The sequence below is a fragment of the Cellulomonas sp. JH27-2 genome (assembly GCF_014837175.1).
GTDB lineage: Bacteria > Actinomycetota > Actinomycetes > Actinomycetales > Cellulomonadaceae > Cellulomonas.
The window spans coordinates 862759-877939 of the sequence record NZ_JACYFR010000002.1 but is presented as its reverse complement, the minus strand read 5'-3'; the positions used below and the strand labels follow the sequence as shown (position 1 = coordinate 877939).

The 15181-nt window shown below is 71.2% G+C and carries 17 protein-coding genes; 10 read left to right on the top strand and 7 right to left on the bottom strand.

Annotation, left to right across the window (positions count from 1 at the left end; genetic code table 11):
* Positions 1 to 69 precede the first annotated feature (69 nt).
* Complete coding sequence (locus IC607_RS09035; protein ID WP_191786992.1) at positions 70 to 1740, top strand: CTP synthase; 1671 nt, start codon at positions 70 to 72, stop codon at positions 1738 to 1740.
* Complete coding sequence (locus IC607_RS09030) at positions 1740 to 2354, top strand: NUDIX hydrolase (protein ID WP_191786991.1); 615 nt, start codon at positions 1740 to 1742, stop codon at positions 2352 to 2354. The genes IC607_RS09035 and IC607_RS09030 overlap by 1 nt, the downstream gene beginning before the upstream one ends.
* 15 nt (positions 2355 to 2369) lie before the next feature.
* On the opposite strand, the gene IC607_RS17390 is transcribed toward IC607_RS09030, so the two are convergent.
* The 7 genes from IC607_RS17390 to IC607_RS08995 form a co-directional block, all read right to left on the bottom strand.
* Positions 2370 to 3023 carry a superinfection immunity protein gene (locus IC607_RS17390; protein ID WP_225224581.1) on the bottom strand — a complete coding sequence of 218 codons (654 nt, stop codon included), beginning with the start codon at positions 3021 to 3023 and terminating at the stop codon, positions 2370 to 2372.
* A 42-nt stretch (positions 3024 to 3065) separates the two neighbouring features.
* Positions 3066 to 3878 (bottom strand): ABC transporter permease, encoded by an 813-nt coding sequence (locus IC607_RS09020; RefSeq protein WP_191786990.1) that lies wholly within the window; start codon positions 3876 to 3878, stop codon positions 3066 to 3068.
* The gene (locus IC607_RS09015; RefSeq protein WP_191786989.1) at positions 3878 to 4864 is read right to left on the bottom strand and encodes an ATP-binding cassette domain-containing protein; all 987 of its coding nucleotides are present in this window, start codon (positions 4862 to 4864) and stop codon (positions 3878 to 3880) included. Before IC607_RS09015 ends, IC607_RS09020 begins: the two co-directional genes overlap by 1 nt.
* Positions 4865 to 4923: 59 nt before the next feature.
* Positions 4924 to 5880, bottom strand: coding sequence for a COX15/CtaA family protein (locus IC607_RS09010; protein ID WP_191786988.1), 957 nt, complete (start codon positions 5878 to 5880; stop codon positions 4924 to 4926).
* A gap of 103 nt (positions 5881 to 5983) precedes the next feature.
* A complete protein-coding gene (locus IC607_RS09005; RefSeq protein ID WP_191786987.1) occupies positions 5984 to 6421 on the bottom strand; it encodes a VOC family protein in 438 nt (145 codons plus the stop codon).
* Between the two features lie 25 nt (positions 6422 to 6446).
* Positions 6447 to 7217: an ABC transporter permease gene (locus tag IC607_RS09000; RefSeq protein WP_191786986.1), complete on the bottom strand. Its 771-nt coding sequence runs from the start codon at positions 7215 to 7217 to the stop codon at positions 6447 to 6449.
* Positions 7214 to 8137, bottom strand: a complete 924-nt coding sequence (locus IC607_RS08995) for an ABC transporter ATP-binding protein (RefSeq protein WP_191786985.1) — start codon at positions 8135 to 8137, stop codon at positions 7214 to 7216. The genes IC607_RS09000 and IC607_RS08995 overlap by 4 nt, the downstream gene beginning before the upstream one ends.
* Positions 8138 to 8353: 216 nt before the next feature.
* On the opposite strand from IC607_RS08995, the gene IC607_RS08990 reads away from it, so the two are divergent.
* The 8 genes from IC607_RS08990 (at position 8354) to IC607_RS08955 (ending at position 15148) form a co-directional block, all read left to right on the top strand.
* Positions 8354 to 9076 (top strand): metalloregulator ArsR/SmtB family transcription factor, encoded by a 723-nt coding sequence (locus IC607_RS08990; protein WP_191786984.1) that lies wholly within the window; start codon positions 8354 to 8356, stop codon positions 9074 to 9076.
* Positions 9073 to 10512 carry a Fe-S cluster assembly protein SufB gene (gene sufB, locus IC607_RS08985; RefSeq protein WP_191786983.1) on the top strand — a complete coding sequence of 480 codons (1440 nt, stop codon included), beginning with the start codon at positions 9073 to 9075 and terminating at the stop codon, positions 10510 to 10512. Before IC607_RS08990 ends, sufB begins: the two co-directional genes overlap by 4 nt.
* Entirely contained in the window at positions 10512 to 11816 is a 1305-nt protein-coding gene (gene sufD, locus IC607_RS08980) for a Fe-S cluster assembly protein SufD (protein ID WP_191786982.1), read from the top strand. The genes sufB and sufD overlap by 1 nt, the downstream gene beginning before the upstream one ends.
* On the top strand, positions 11813 to 12145 hold the full coding sequence (locus tag IC607_RS08975) for a non-heme iron oxygenase ferredoxin subunit (RefSeq protein ID WP_191786981.1): 333 nt from the start codon (positions 11813 to 11815) through the stop codon (positions 12143 to 12145). Before sufD ends, IC607_RS08975 begins: the two co-directional genes overlap by 4 nt.
* A gap of 15 nt (positions 12146 to 12160) precedes the next feature.
* The gene (gene sufC / locus IC607_RS08970; RefSeq protein WP_191786980.1) at positions 12161 to 12922 is read left to right on the top strand and encodes a Fe-S cluster assembly ATPase SufC; all 762 of its coding nucleotides are present in this window, start codon (positions 12161 to 12163) and stop codon (positions 12920 to 12922) included.
* Positions 12923 to 13023: 101 nt separating this feature from the next.
* Positions 13024 to 14352, top strand: coding sequence for a SufS family cysteine desulfurase (locus tag IC607_RS08965; RefSeq protein ID WP_370526100.1), 1329 nt, complete (start codon positions 13024 to 13026; stop codon positions 14350 to 14352).
* Positions 14349 to 14840 (top strand): Fe-S cluster assembly sulfur transfer protein SufU, encoded by a 492-nt coding sequence (sufU, locus tag IC607_RS08960; RefSeq protein ID WP_191786978.1) that lies wholly within the window; start codon positions 14349 to 14351, stop codon positions 14838 to 14840. The genes IC607_RS08965 and sufU overlap by 4 nt, the downstream gene beginning before the upstream one ends.
* Positions 14837 to 15148: a metal-sulfur cluster assembly factor gene (locus IC607_RS08955; protein WP_123369377.1), complete on the top strand. Its 312-nt coding sequence runs from the start codon at positions 14837 to 14839 to the stop codon at positions 15146 to 15148. Before sufU ends, IC607_RS08955 begins: the two co-directional genes overlap by 4 nt.
* Positions 15149 to 15181: the final 33 nt, after the last annotated feature.

Here is a 15181-nt window from a genome sequence, read left to right as displayed (position 1 = left end):
CCTGAGTGACCGGACTCACCGCGCGTGCCCCTTCGATAACCGGGGTCGCGTCGGGTAGGTTGGAATCCCGTGACAGAGCGCGCGCATCGACTCTCCGGGCGGTCGGATTCCACGACCCGGCACATCTTCGTCACCGGGGGCGTTGCTTCGTCTCTCGGCAAGGGCCTGACGGCGAGCAGCCTCGGCCGACTCCTTCGCTCCCGTGGCCTGCGGGTCACGATGCAGAAGCTCGACCCGTACCTGAACGTGGACCCGGGCACCATGAACCCGTTCCAGCACGGCGAGGTCTTCGTGACCGACGACGGGGCGGAGACGGACCTCGACGTCGGGCACTACGAGCGCTTCCTGGACGTGAACCTGGTCGGCTCCGCGAACGTCACCACCGGGCAGGTGTACTCCCAGGTCATCGCCAAGGAGCGCCGCGGCGAGTACCTGGGTGACACGGTCCAGGTCATCCCGCACATCACCGACGAGATCAAGTCGCGGATGCGGCAGCAGGCTGACGCGGACTTCGACGTCATCATCACCGAGATCGGCGGCACGGTCGGCGACATCGAGTCGCAGCCGTTCCTCGAGGCCGCGCGCCAGGTCCGCCACGACATCGGCCGCGACAACTGCTTCTTCCTGCACATCTCGCTGCTGCCGTACATCGGCCCGTCGGGCGAGCTGAAGACGAAGCCGACGCAGCACTCGGTCGCCGCCCTGCGCAGCATCGGTATCCAGCCCGACGCGATCGTCCTGCGCGCCGACCGCGACGTGCCCGAGAGCATCAAGCGCAAGATCGGGCTGTTCTGCGACGTCGACGTCGAGGGCGTCGTCGTCGCCAAGGACGCGCCGAGCATCTACGACATCCCGCGCGTGCTGCACTCCGAGGGCCTCGACGCCTACGTGGTCCAGCGCCTCGGTCTGCCGTTCCGCGACGTCGACTGGTCCGGCTGGGACGACCTGCTGCACCGCGTGCACCAGCCGGCGCACCGCGTCGAGGTTGCGCTCGTCGGCAAGTACATCGACCTGCCCGACGCGTACCTGTCGGTGACCGAGGCGCTGCGCGCCGGCGGCTTCCACCACGACACCAAAGTCGTCATCCGCTGGGTCACCTCGGACGACTGCCAGACGCCCGAGGGTGCGAGCGCGTCGCTCGAGGGTGTCGACGCGGTGCTCGTGCCCGGTGGGTTCGGCGTGCGCGGCATCGAGGGCAAGCTCGGTGCGCTGCGCTGGGCGCGCGAGAACCGGGTCCCGACGCTCGGCATCTGCTTGGGCCTGCAGTGCATGGTCATCGAGTACGCCCGCACCGAGCTGGGGCTCGAGGGTGCGTCCTCGTCGGAGTTCGACACCGACCCGGCGCACCCCGTCATCGCCACGATGGAGGAGCAGCTCGCGATCGTCGGCGGCGAGGGCGACCTGGGCGGCACCATGCGCCTGGGCTCCTACGAGGCCGCGCTGACCCCCGGGTCCGTGGTCGCCGAGGCGTACGGCTCCGAGCGCGTCACCGAGCGGCACCGCCACCGCTACGAGGTCAGCAACTCCTACCGCGACAAGCTGGAGGCCGCCGGGCTCGTCATCTCGGGCGTCTCTCCCGACCGCTCGCTGGTCGAGTTCGTCGAGCTCCCGCGCGAGGTGCACCCGTACTACGTGGCCACGCAGGCGCACCCGGAGTTCAAGTCGCGCCCGACGAAGGCGCACCCGCTCTTCGCGGGTCTGATCGGTGCGGCCCTCGCCCAGCGCGGCGACGACGCCTGATGACCGCCGACCCGGACGCCGGCGCCGTGACCGAGGACCGGACGGCGCCGCGTCCGGTCGTCCAGCACACCGTGCTGCACGAGGGACGGGTCTGGGATCTCGTCTCCGACGAGGTGGACCTGGGCGACTCGCGCGTGGTGCGCGAGTGGGTCGATCATCCGGGGGCGGTCGCCGTGATCGCACTCGACGACGAGGACCGCGTCCTGCTGCTCCAGCAGTACCGCCACCCCGTGCGCTCGGAGCTGTGGGAGCCGCCGGCCGGGCTGCTGGACGTCGAGGGCGAACCGCACGTCGAGGCGGCTGCGCGCGAGCTGGGCGAGGAGGCCGACCTGGTCGCCGGCGCCTGGTGGCACCTGGTTGACTTCTACACGACGCCCGGAGGGTCGTCGGAACGGATCACGATCTTCCTGGCCCGCGAGCTGTCACCCGTGCCGGACGGTGACCGTTTCGAGCGGACCGACGAGGAAGCGGCCATGGTTCCCGCGTGGATCCCGCTCGACGACGCGATCGAGGCGGTGCTCGCGGGGCGTTTCCACAGTCCGACGGCGGTCACCGGCATCCTCGCCGCCGCGGCCGCCCGGGCGAGCGGCTGGACGGCGCTGCGCCCCGCCTGAGCGATGTCAGCTCGATCACGGCGCGCGATGACCGGTCCACCGCTGGCCGTCCCAGTACTCCTGGCCGTACCCCGCCGGTGACGGGTACCAGCCGGCGGGCGCGGTACCGGGCTGCGCGACGACCTGTGCCGCCAGCATGACGTTGACCGGCGCGACCATCCGGACCGCGTGCGCCTGGCAGGCCATCACCAGGCTGACGACCCAACCGATGAACGACCAGCCCAGGAAGAGGTTCACCAGGCCGATCGCCGCCTGGTTCGAGCGGCCCCGGCTGGCGGCGACGGCCCACGGCAGCATGTAGCCGAACGACAAGATCGCGCACACCCATGCGATGGCGACGACCGCGCCACTGACGACGCGCTGGTCGGTGACGACGGCGGGCTGCGGCGTCCACCCCGCCTGGGCGGTGGCCCAGGGCGCCGGCGTCTGGGGAACGGGCGGCTGTGGGACGGGTAGCCGCGCGACCGGCTGCTGAGAGGACGGTAGCGAGGGGGCGGGCTGCGGGTGGACCGACGGTGTCACCTGCGGGATCGGCGTCGTGGGAGGCCCAGCGGCGGGCGGCGATGGAGAGGAGGCCTTGCCGAGCTCCACGGTCGGGCCGCCCAGGCTTGTGATCGGCACCGCCCGGACGGGTTCGGTGCGGGGGTCGTCCTCGTCCTGCTCACTCATGGGGCACCTCTTGTCGCCGGTTCCGCGCGTGCCGGCGGGCCCTCATCGACTCGTGCTCCGGCGGTACTGGGCGTTGGCGAGCGGGACGAAGACCACCAGGATCACCACCGCCCAGATGAGCGTGTAGAGGCCGGCGTGCTGCAGCGGCCACGAGTCGGGCGCGGGGACGCCGTCCGGGATGTTGCCGAACAGCTCCCGGGACGCCTGGGTGACGGCCGAGACGGGGTTCCACTCGGCGAACGTCTGCAGCGGACCGGGGAGGCTCTCGAGCGGCACGAACGTGTTCGCAACGAAGGTGATCGGGAAGATGACGATGAACGTCGCGTTGTTGAACACCTCGACGCTGGGCACGAGCATCCCGAGCCAAGCCATGACCCACGAGATCGCGTAGGCGAACACGAGCAGCAGCAGGAATCCCGCGGCCGCCTCGCCCACCGAGCTGTGGATGGCCCAGCCGACGAGCAGCCCGGTCACCGCCATGACGACGAGCACGAGGATGTTGTTGATGACGTCGGACATCGTGCGCCCGGTGAGAACCGCCGACGGGGCCATCGGCAGCGAGCGGAAGCGGTCGATGATGCCCTTCTTGATGTCCTCCGCCAGACCGGCGCCCGTGATGGTGGCGCCGAAGATCACCGTCTGGGCGAAGATCCCCGCCATGAGGTACTCGCGGTACGCCTGCGGGGTGGTACCGCCCGGCACGTCGATCGCGCCGCCGAACACGTACGCGAACAGCAGGACGAACATGATGGGCGACAGCGTCGTGAAGACCAGCAGGTCCGGCACGCGCTTGATCTTGATGAGGTTGCGCTTGGCGACGACGTACGCGTCGCCGATCACGATGGGGGCGGCCATCACGCGGCTCCTTCCGTCGGGGCCTCGTCGTCCTCGGCCATGCGACCCGTGAGCGAGAGGAACACGTCGTCGAGGGTGGGGCGGCGCAGCCCCACGTCGTCGAGGGCCAGGGATGCGCCGTCGAGAAGCCGCAGCGCCTCGGTCAGCACGTTCGCCCCGCCGCTCACGGGCATCAGCAGCGAGCGTCGTGGCTCGTCGAGCGTCGCGGGGGAGACGCCCAGCGGCTCGAGCAGCCGGCGTGCCTCGTCGAGCCTCGCCGGGTCCTGCACAGTCAGCTCCAGGCGCTCGCCCCCGACCTGCGCCTTGAGCTGGTCGGACGTGCCCTGCGCGATGATCCGGCCGTGGTCGATCACCACGATCTCGTCGGCCAGCAGGTCCGCCTCCTCGAGGTACTGCGTCGTGAGCAGCAGCGTGGTCCCGCCGGCGACGAGGTTCTGGATCACCTCCCACATGTCCGCGCGCCCACGCGGGTCCAGGCCCGTGGTCGGCTCGTCGAGGAAGATGACGGGCGGATTCGCGACCAGCGCGCCGGCGAGGTCGAGCCGGCGCCGCATGCCGCCGGAGTAGGTGCGCGACGGGCGGTCGGCGGCTTCCTCCAGCCGGAACGACGCCAGCAGCTCGCGTGCCCGTTCCCGGGACCGCTTGGCCCCCAGGTGGTAGAGCCGACCGATCATGTCGAGGTTCTCGAACCCCGTCAGGTACTCGTCGACCGCCGCGTACTGACCGGACAGGCCGATGCGTCTCCGCACCTCGCGCGGGCGCCGGATCACGTCGACGCCCGCGACCTCGGCCGAGCCCTCGTCGGGGCGCAGGAGGGTCGTGAGGATGCGGACGATGGTCGTCTTGCCGGCCCCGTTGGGGCCGAGGAGTCCGAGGACGGACCCGGTGGGGACGGTCAGGTCGACGCCGTCGAGCGCCGTGACGTCCTTGTATCGCTTGACCAGTCCCCGGGCGGAGACGGCCACGTCGGTTTCGCTGGGAGCCATGCCGTGAGACTAGGTGTGACCACCGACACAGTCACGGACAATGTGCCCCGGGCGAGCATTCAGAGGGCCTCGACGGCTTGGACCGCGGGCCTTCCGGCGACCAGCGTGCCGCGCGTCCGCGTCGAGAACAGGAAGGAGGCCACGCCGGCGGTCAGCAGCGCGGCGCCGAGCATGTGCAGGTTGACGAGCGCGATCGGCAGGCCCGTGAACAGCTGGACGTAGCCGATCGCACCCTGGAGCAGCGTGACGACGACGAGCAGCACGGCCGTGCGCCACAGCCGCCCGCTCGCGCCCGCCCGGCGCAGGCGCCAGACGACGACCGCGAGCACCGCGAGGAACGCCCACACCGCTGCCGCGTGGACCTTGGCCATGAGGTACGGGTCGACGGCGAACCGGTAGCCGACCTCGTCGTCCCCCGAGTGCGGACCGGCGCCGGTCACGATCACCCCGAGCACGAGGACCACGGCCGTGAGACCGACGAGCACGCGGATCCACGCCCGTGTGACGTCGTCGACCAGGGATCGCGACGGTTCGTCGCCCTCGCGGAAGCGCAGCATCAGCCACGTCGACAGAGCAACGAGCGTCATGGAGATGAGCAGGTGGACGGCGACGAAGCCGGGGTTGAGGTGTGCGAGCACGATGACGCCACCGATCACGGCCTGCGCGAGCACCAGCAGCAGCGGCGCCGTCGCGAGCCACCGGTACGAGCGCGGGCGGGTCCGGTCGGTGGCGACGAGGGCTGCCACGAGCAGGGTGATGACGAGCAGGACCCCCGTCAGGGTGCGGTTGCCGAACTCGATCAGCGGGTTGATCGACATCGCGGAGTGGAACTCGGGTGTGAAGTGCCCCGGCTCGCAGTACGGCCAGTCGGAGCAGCCGAGCCCGGAGCCCGTCAGGCGCACGGCGCCGCCGGTGACGACGATCCCGATCTGGGCGACGACGTTGGCGACGACCACAGGCCGGCCGAACCGCGGGCGGAGCCGGTCGAGGGTGTCGAGAACGGAGTCGGAACGCACGTCCCCAGCCTACGGTCCGGGTGCAGCCGGCCCGTCCGGACGGCGGGCGAGACGCGTCACACGGAGGGGGGCTGCCTGGCGGCTGAGCCGGGCTCGGCGGGGCTCAGCGGCCCGTGAGGTCCTGGGCGAGCATGACGATGATGCCGCTCGGCCCGCGCACGTAGGTGAGCTTGTAGACGTCCTGGTAGTTCGCGACGCCGCGCAGCGGGAAGCAGCCGTGGCGGGCGGCGACGGCGAGCGCTTCGTCGATGTCGTCGACGGAGAACGCGACACGGTGCATGCCGATCTCGTTCGGCAGCGTGGGCCCGGTCTCGATCGCTTCGGGGTGCAGGTACTCGAAGAGCTCGAGCCGGCCGTGGCCGTCAGGCGTCTGCAGCATGGCGATCTTGGCGTGGTTGCCGTCGAGGCCCACGGCCGTGTCGGTCCACTCGCCGCTGACCTCGTCGCGGCCGATCACCGTCAGACCGAGGTCGGTGAAGAAGGCGATCGTCGCCTCCAGGTCCCGCACGGCGATGGCGACGTTCTCGAGCTTGATGGGCATCCTGCGACCCTATCCAGGGTCGGGGTCAGTGCCAGCGGAACAAGCGCGCGGCACCCCAGCCCAGCGCGGCCGTCCAGCCGACGAGCACGACGATCGACCAGGCCGGCAGCGTGCCGTGCTGGAACGCCTGGCGCATGGCCTCGCCGAGGGCACCCGACGGGAGCAGGAGCGCCAGGTGCTCCATCGGCCCCGGCAGGCGGTCGGCAGGCACGATCACGCCGCCGCCCAGCGCGAGCAGGAGCAGCGCGATGTTGGCGACGGCGAGCACGGCCTCGGCGCGCAGCGTCCCCGCGACGAGCAGCGCGAGCGACGTGAACGCCGCGGTGCCGAGCAGCATCGCGACGACGGCGAGCAGCACGCCGAGAGCGTCGGGCCGCCAGCCCAGTGCGATCGCGGTGAGCCCGATCACCAGGACCTGCACGGCGCCGACGACGACGACGCCCGCGACCTTGCCCGCGAGCAGGCCGCCGCGCCCCAGCGGGGTCGTGGACAGCAGGCGCAGCACGCCGTTGCGGCGGTCGAACGCCGACGCGATCGCCTGCGACGTGAACGACGAGGTCATGACCGCCAGCGCGAGGACGCCCGGCGTGAAGAAGTCGATGGGGGACAGGCCGTCGGTGTCGATGTCCAGCACGTCCACCTGCGTCAGTCCGACGAGCACAAGGACGGGCACGATGATCGTGACCATCAGCTGCTCGCCGTTGCGCAGGATCGCGCGCGCCTCGAAGCCGGTCTGCGCGACGAAGCGCTGCCAGGCCGGTGCGGCACCGGCGTGCGGGGCGAGGGGGGTGGTCATCGCAGGTCCCGTCCGGTGAGGTCGAGGAAGACGTCCTCGAGGGTGCGTCGCCCCACGGTGATGCGCGTCGCCAGCACCTCACGTGCCGCGAGCCAGGCCCCCAGCGCCGCGACGGTGGCCGGCTGGACGGCACCGATCACGACATAGGCGCCCGGCGCGTTCTCCCGCACGCTCAGCCCGTCGCCGAGGGCGACCGCGAGCCCGTCCACGTCGAGCCCGGGCTCGGCGTCGAGCCGCAGCGTGCTGTCGTCGCCGTCGGCCACGAGGTCGCGCACCGAACCCTGGGCGATGACGCGGCCCTCGTCGACGACGACGACGTGGTCGGCCAGGTCCTCGGCCTCGTCCATGAGGTGCGTGGTGAGGACCACGGCGACGCCCTCGTCGCGCAGCTCGCGGACGAGCTCCCACACGGCGTGCCGCGACTGCGGGTCCATGCCCGCGCTCGGCTCGTCGAGGAACACCAGCTCGGGGTGCCCGACGATCGCCGCGGCGAGCGCGAGGCGCTGCCGCTGGCCGCCGGACAGCCGGCGCACGGTCGTCCGGGCGAACGACCCCAGCCCCAGGCGTTCCGTGAGCTCGCCCAGGTCGCGGGGCCGGGCGTACATGCGGGACACGTGCGCGAGCATGTCGGCGGCGCGGATGCCCGTGGGCAGGCCACCGTCCTGGAGCATGACGCCCACCCGGGGACGCAGGTGGTGCGCGTCGAGGATCGGGTCGTGGCCGAGGACCCGGACCGTGCCCTCGTCCGCCTGGCGCAGGCCTTCGCAGCACTCGATGGTGGTCGTCTTGCCCGCTCCGTTGGGGCCGAGGACGGCGGTCACCTGTCCCGCGTGGGCCACCAGGTCCAGCCCGTCGACGACGGCACGGTCGCCGTAGCGCTTGACGAGATCGCTGATCTCGAGCGCAGGGGAGTCGGGCACGAGCGGTGAGTCTAGTTGCGTCTCGTCATCCGACAGCGGTCCGGACCGCGTGATCACGGCGGGCGGCCCGTGTGAGATGCCACACGGACGGCCCGGCGAAGGGTCGCCTTGCTTGCAGGGACTGATTTCGGCAACAACACTGTTGCCTATATTGCGGCCGTCGTGGCCGCGCCCCGCGGGCGCTCGTGACGAGCGCCTCGACCCCCGGAGGTGCAGATGAGCGCGACGCTGCCTGCACCTGTCCACGCGCCGAACGACCAGGCCGAGGCCGGGACCCGTCAGCGGGTCCTTCAGCTGATCGCGTCGGCCGGGCCGATCGCCGCACCCCAGATCGCTCAGCGCCTCGACCTGACCCCCGCGGCGATCCGCCGGCACCTGAGCGTGCTGGAGCAGACGGAGCAGATCGCTGTGCACGAGACGCACGGCGCCGGTCCCGCCCGCCGTGGCCGACCGGCCCGTCGGTACGTCGCCACCAACCAGGGCCAGGCGGCCCTGTCGCACCGGTACTCGGACATCGCGACCGACGCGCTGCGCTTCCTGGCGCAGACGGGCGGCCCCGCGGCGGTCGAGCAGTTCGCCGAGCACCGCGTCGCCGAGCTCGAGGCCCGTCTGGGCGAGGTCGTCGCCGAAGCGGGCGACGACACGGCCGACCGGGTGCAGGCGCTCGCGGCCGCACTGTCCGCCGACGGATACGCGGCCTCGGCCCGCCCGGGCCCGGGCTCGCACGCCGTCCAGCTCTGCCAGGGCCACTGCCCTGTGCAGGACGTCGCGCACGAGTTCCCCCAGCTGTGCGAGGCCGAGGCACGCGCGTTCTCGCGCCTGCTCGGCGTCCACGTGCAGCGTCTCGCCACGTTGGCCGGCGGCGGCCACGTGTGCACCACGAACATCCCTGTCATCCCCCCAGCCCCCGTGCTCGCACCGGAAGGAACGAACGCATGAGCGCACCCACGCAGGACCCGGCACAGCCGATGACGCAGGACGAGGCCATCGCCTCGATCGGCAACTACGGCTACGGCTGGCACGACGCCGACCAGGCGGGAGAGATCGCGACGCGTGGTCTGTCCGAGGCCAAGGTGCGGGAGATCTCCGCGCTGAAGAACGAGCCCGAGTGGATGCTCAAGACGCGGCTCAAGGCGCTGCGCCTGTTCGAGAAGAAGCCCATGCCCTGGTGGGGCTCGGACCTGTCGGGCATCGACTTCGACAACATCAAGTACTTCGTGCGTTCCACGGAGAAGCAGGCGTCCAGCTGGGAGGACCTGCCCGAGGACATCAAGGCGACGTACGACAAGCTGGGCATCCCGGAGGCGGAGAAGCAGCGCCTCGTGGCCGGCGTCGCGGCGCAGTACGAGTCCGAGGTCGTCTACCACCAGATCCAGGAGTCGCTCGAGGAGCAGGGCGTCATCTTCCTCGACACGGACACCGCTCTGAAGGAGCACCCGGAGATCTTCGAGCAGTACTTCGGCTCCGTCATCCCGCCCGGTGACAACAAGTTCGCGTCGCTCAACACCGCGGTGTGGTCGGGCGGCTCGTTCGTCTACGTCCCGCCGGGCGTCCACGTGGACATCCCGCTGCAGGCCTACTTCCGCATCAACACGGAGAACATGGGCCAGTTCGAGCGGACGCTGATCATCGCCGACGAGGGCTCGTACGTGCACTACGTCGAGGGCTGCACCGCGCCGGTGTACTCGAGCGACTCGCTGCACAGCGCCGTCGTCGAGATCATCGTCAAGAAGAACGCCCGCGTCCGGTACACGACCATCCAGAACTGGTCGAACAACGTGTACAACCTGGTCACCAAGCGGGCGACCGCGGCCGAGGGCGCGACCATGGAGTGGGTCGACGGCAACATCGGCTCCAAGGTCACCATGAAGTACCCGGCGATCTACCTGCTGGGCGAGCACGCCCGCGGCGAGACGCTGTCCATCGCCTTCGCGGGCGAGGGTCAGCACCAGGACGCCGGCGCCAAGATGGTGCACGCCGCCCCGCACACGTCCTCGTCGATCGTGTCCAAGTCCGTCGCGCGCGGCGGTGGCCGCACCTCGTACCGCGGCCTGGTGCAGGTGCTCGAGGGGGCCGAGCACTCGGCGTCCAACGTGCTGTGCGACGCGCTGCTCGTCGACCAGATCTCCCGCTCCGACACGTACCCGTACGTCGACGTCCGCGAGGACGACGTCTCGATGGGTCACGAGGCCACGGTCTCCCGCGTGAGCGAGGACCAGCTGTTCTACCTGATGTCCCGAGGCATGGCCGAGACCGAGGCCATGGCGATGATCGTGCGCGGGTTCGTCGAGCCCATCGCGCGTGAGCTGCCCATGGAGTACGCCCTCGAGCTGAACCGCCTCATCGAGCTGCAGATGGAAGGGTCCGTCGGCTGATGGCCACCACTACCGAGTCCACCAACCCGCCGAGCCTGTCGACGGACCACTCGCGGGCCCAGGCCGACGGTGCGCACACCCACGGCGTGGGTGGCACGCCCCAGTCGTCCCGCGCCGCGCGCCTGACGTCCTTCGACGTCGCCGACTTCCCCGTGCCCACCGGGCGCGAGGAGGAGTGGCGCTTCTCGCCGATCAATCGCCTGGCCCCCCTGTTCGCCGCGGACACCGACGGTGTCCTGGCCGGTCACGGCGTGCTGACGACGGTCGTCGAGAGCCCCGAGGTGAACGTCGAGATCGTCGAGCGCGACGACGCGCGCCTGGGCCTCGCCGGCAAGCCCGGCGACCGCACGGCCGCCACCGCCTGGGCCTCGTTCCCGCGCGCCACCGTGGTGACGGTCCCGCAGGAGGCCGTGGCCAGCAAGGTCACGTCCATCCGGGTCGAGGGGGTCGAGGGGGCCGGCACGCACGACGCGCCGCTGGACCCGTCGGCGTCGCACCTGGTCATCAAGGCGGAGCCGCTGTCGCAGGGCGTCGTCGTGATCGACCACGTCGGGCACGCCGCGCTCACCGAGACCGTCGAGATCGTCGCCGAGGACGGTGCGCACCTGACCGTCGTCTCGGTGCACGACTGGGCCGACGGCTCCGTGCACGCCGCCTCGCACCGCCTGCGGGTCGGCCGCGACGCGACCGTCAAGCACATCGCGGTCACGCTGGGCGGCGACGTCGTGCGCATCACGCCCGACGCCGAGTTCGTCGGCGAGGGCGCCTCGGTGCAGATGCTCGGCCTCTACTTCGCCGACGCCGGTCAGCACCAGGAGCAGCGGCTGTTCGTCGACCACGCCGTCCCCAACTGCATCAGCCGCGTGACCTACAAGGGCGCGCTGCAGGGCGAGGGCGCGCACACGGTGTGGGTGGGCGACGTGCTCATCCGCGCGGCGGCCGAGGGCACCGACACCTACGAGCTCAACCGCAACCTGGTCCTGACAGACGGTGCGCGTGCGGACTCGGTGCCGAACCTCGAGATCGAGACCGGCGTCATCGAGGGTGCGGGCCACGCGTCCGCGACCGGCCGGTTCGACGACGAGCAGCTCTTCTACCTGCGCGCCCGCGGCATCCCCGAGCCGGACGCCCGTCGGCTCGTGGTGCGCGGCTTCTTCGCGGAGCTGCTGCACGAGATCGGCGTGCCGGAGGTCGAGGAGCGGCTCATCGCCGCGATCGAGGCCGAGCTCGAGGCGTCCATGACGGCACTTGACCAGGTGTCCGTCGAGGGCTCCGAGGCGGGCACGGTGACCGAGACCGCATGACCGCCCAGCTTGCGTGCATGACCTCCGACGTCCCCACCGGCGGCACGCTGCTGGTGGAGCTGGAGGCCGAGTCCGGCACCGTCGAGGTCGCGATGGTCCGCGACGAGGACGGCGAGCTGCACGCCATCAGTGACATCTGTTCCCACGGGGCCGTCTCGCTGTCCGACGGCGAGGTGGAGGGCTGCACGGTCGAGTGCTGGCTGCACGGGTCGAGGTTCGACCTGCGCACCGGCAAGCCGCTGAGCCCGCCCGCCATGACCCCCGTGCCCGTCTACCCCGTGACCGTCGACGGCGAGCGTGTGCTCGTCGACGTCGACGCCCCCCTGTGAGCTAGGAGAACCCGTATGTCCACCCTGGAGATCCACGACCTGCACGTCAGCGTCGAGACGAAGGAAGGCCCGAAGCAGATCCTGCGCGGCGTCGACCTGACCGTCCGCAGCGGCGAGACGCACGCCATCATGGGCCCCAACGGGTCCGGCAAGTCCACGCTGGCCTACTCGCTGGCCGGCCACCCCAAGTACACGGTCACCTCGGGCACCGTCACGCTCGACGGCGAGGACGTCCTGGCGATGTCCGTCGACGAGCGCGCCCGCGCCGGCCTGTTCCTGGCCATGCAGTACCCGGTCGAGGTCCCCGGCGTCTCGGTGTCGAACTTCCTGCGCACCGCCAAGACCGCGATCGACGGCGAGGCCCCCGCGCTGCGCACCTGGGTCAAGGACGTCCGCAGCGCCATGGACAACCTGCGCATGGACTCCTCGTTCGCCGAGCGCTCGGTCAACGAGGGCTTCTCCGGCGGTGAGAAGAAGCGCCACGAGATCCTGCAGATGGAGCTGCTCAAGCCCCAGTTCGCGATCCTCGACGAGACCGACTCCGGTCTCGACGTCGACGCGCTGCGCATCGTGTCCGAGGGTGTCAACCGCGTCCGCGAGAACAGCGAGGTGGGCGTGCTGCTCATCACGCACTACACGCGCATCCTGCGCTACATCAAGCCCGACTTCGTGCACGTCTTCGTCGACGGCAAGGTCGCCGAGGAGGGCGGGCCCGAGCTCGCCGAGCGCCTCGAGAACGAGGGCTACGACCGCTTCCTGACGACCGCCACGGTCTGAGACGGACGCACGTCACCGACGATTCCGAAGGTTCTGAGCGTCAGACGAGCAGAGCCTTCGGAATCGTCGGCCGGTAGGCACGACGAGGAGAGGTGGACGACGTGACCAGCACGATCGAGGCGACGCACACGCTGAGCGCCGGCGAGCTGTCGGCGATCCGGGCGGACTTCCCGCTGCTCGAACGCACGCTGCGTGACGGTCGGGCGCTCGTCTATCTCGACTCCGGCGCCACGTCGCAGAAGCCCGACGTCGTGCTGGACGCCGAGCAGGACTTCTACGTGCAGCGCAACGCCGCCGTGCACCGCGGCGCCCACCAGCTGGCCGAGGAGGCGACCGAGGCGTTCGAGGACGCGCGCGCCCGCGTCGCACGGTTCGTCGGGGTCGACGACGACGAGATCGTCTGGACCTCCAACGCGACGGCCGCGATCAACCTCGTCGCCTACGCGATGTCGAACGCGACGCTCGGCCGCGGGGGAGAGGTGGCGCGCCGGTTCGCGCTGGCGCCGGGCGACGAGATCGTCGTGACCGAGGCCGAGCACCACGCCAACCTCGTGCCGTGGCAGGAGCTCGCTGCGCGCACGGGCGCCGTGCTGCGCTGGGTCGGGGTGGACGACGACGGTCGCATCCGGGTCGACCAGCTCGACGAGGTCGTCGGCCCGCGCACGCGCGTCATCGCCTTCACGCACGCGTCCAACGTCACGGGTGCCATCACGCCGGTGGCGCCGTTCGTCGCGAAGGCCCGCGAGGTGGGCGCGCTGACGGTGCTCGACGCGTGCCAGTCGGTGCCGCACCTGCCGGTGGACCTGCACGAGCTGGGTGTCGACTTCGCCGCGTTCTCCGGCCACAAGATGCTGGGCCCGACGGGCGTCGGCGCGCTGTACGGGCGCCGCGACCTGCTGGCCGCCATGCCGCCGGTGACCACGGGTGGGTCGATGGTCGAGGTCGTCACCATGGAGACCACCACCTACGCGCCGCCGCCGCAGCGCTTCGAGGCCGGCACGCAGATGGTGTCGCAGGCCGTTGCGATGGGCGCCGCGGCCACCTACCTGTCCGACATCGGCATGGAGGCGATCGCCGAGCACGAGCGGCACCTGACGCGTCTGCTGCTCGACGCCGTCGCGTCCGTCCCGGGGGTCCGCGTGATCGGCCCGACCGATCTCGCCGACCGGCTCGCGACCGTGTCGTTCGTCGTCGACGGCGTGCACGCGCACGACGTGGGCCAGGTGCTCGACGACGCGGGCGTGGCCGTGCGCGTGGGGCACCACTGCGCGCAGCCGCTGCACCGGCGGTTCGGCGTGGCCGCCACGGCCCGCGCGACCGCCGCGGTCTACACGACCGACGAGGAGATCGAGGCGTTCCGGGAAGCATTGAGCGGCGTCCGGGCGTTCTTCGGTCTGGAGGCACCCGCCTCGAACGAAGGAGCAGCATGACCAGCTCGATGGAGCAGCTCTACCAGCAGGTGATCCTGGACCACGCCAAGCACCCGCACGGCCGCGGCCTGGGCGTCGCGCCGGGCGGCGTCGCGTCGGGCGAGTCGCACCAGGTGAACCCCACGTGCGGCGACGAGGTGACCCTCCAGGTCGACGTCGACGACGCCGGTGTGGTGCGCGACGTCCGGTGGGAGGGTCAGGGCTGCTCGATCTCGCAGGCCTCGGTCTCCGTCCTGCACGACCTGGTCGTCGACCAGCCCGTGTCGACCGCCGGTGACCTGGGAGCGACCTTCCGTGCCCTCATGCAGACCAAGGGCGTCGGCCTGGACGACGAGGCCGCCGAGGACGCCCTCGGCGACGCGAACGCCTTCACCGGCGTCGGGAAGTTCTCGGCGCGCGTCAAGTGCGCGCTGCTCGGCTGGGTCGCCCTCAACGACGCCCTCATCAAGTCCGGCGCCAGCGCCGACGCCCCCAAGGAGAACGCATGACCACCACCGTCGCAGACGTCGAAGAGGCCATGCGCGACGTCATCGACCCCGAGCTCGGCATCAACGTCGTCGACCTCGGGCTCGTCTACGGCATCGTGCTCGACCAGACCAACACCGCCGTCATCGACATGACGCTCACGTCGGCGGCCTGCCCGCTGACCGACGTCATCGAGGACCAGTCGGCCCAGGCTCTCGACGGGCTCGTCGACGGCTTCCGCATCAACTGGGTGTGGATGCCGCCGTGGGGCCCGGAGAAGATCACCACGGACGGCAAGGAGCAGATGCGGGCCCTGGGCTTCAACATCTGACGGTCGTCGGCGCCTGCACGCCGGACGAGGGGG

What these genes read in the sequence shown, in the direction of transcription:
- IC607_RS09030 (WP_191786991.1), top strand. Translation starts at nt 1,740, where the DNA reads ATGACCGCCGACCCGGACGCCGGCGCCGTGACCGAGGACCGGACGGCG.
- IC607_RS17390 (WP_225224581.1), bottom strand. Translation starts at nt 3,023, where the DNA reads ATGAGTGAGCAGGACGAGGACGACCCCCGCACCGAACCCGTCCGGGCG.
- IC607_RS09020 (WP_191786990.1), bottom strand. Translation starts at nt 3,878, where the DNA reads ATGGCCGCCCCCATCGTGATCGGCGACGCGTACGTCGTCGCCAAGCGC.
- IC607_RS09015 (WP_191786989.1), bottom strand. Translation starts at nt 4,864, where the DNA reads ATGGCTCCCAGCGAAACCGACGTGGCCGTCTCCGCCCGGGGACTGGTC.
- IC607_RS09005 (WP_191786987.1), bottom strand. Translation starts at nt 6,421, where the DNA reads ATGCCCATCAAGCTCGAGAACGTCGCCATCGCCGTGCGGGACCTGGAG.
- IC607_RS09000 (WP_191786986.1), bottom strand. Translation starts at nt 7,217, where the DNA reads ATGACCACCCCCCTCGCCCCGCACGCCGGTGCCGCACCGGCCTGGCAG.
- IC607_RS08990 (WP_191786984.1), top strand. Translation starts at nt 8,354, where the DNA reads ATGAGCGCGACGCTGCCTGCACCTGTCCACGCGCCGAACGACCAGGCC.
- sufB (WP_191786983.1), top strand. Translation starts at nt 9,073, where the DNA reads ATGAGCGCACCCACGCAGGACCCGGCACAGCCGATGACGCAGGACGAG.
- sufD (WP_191786982.1), top strand. Translation starts at nt 10,512, where the DNA reads ATGGCCACCACTACCGAGTCCACCAACCCGCCGAGCCTGTCGACGGAC.
- IC607_RS08975 (WP_191786981.1), top strand. Translation starts at nt 11,813, where the DNA reads ATGACCGCCCAGCTTGCGTGCATGACCTCCGACGTCCCCACCGGCGGC.
- sufC (WP_191786980.1), top strand. Translation starts at nt 12,161, where the DNA reads ATGTCCACCCTGGAGATCCACGACCTGCACGTCAGCGTCGAGACGAAG.
- sufU (WP_191786978.1), top strand. Translation starts at nt 14,349, where the DNA reads ATGACCAGCTCGATGGAGCAGCTCTACCAGCAGGTGATCCTGGACCAC.
- IC607_RS08955 (WP_123369377.1), top strand. Translation starts at nt 14,837, where the DNA reads ATGACCACCACCGTCGCAGACGTCGAAGAGGCCATGCGCGACGTCATC.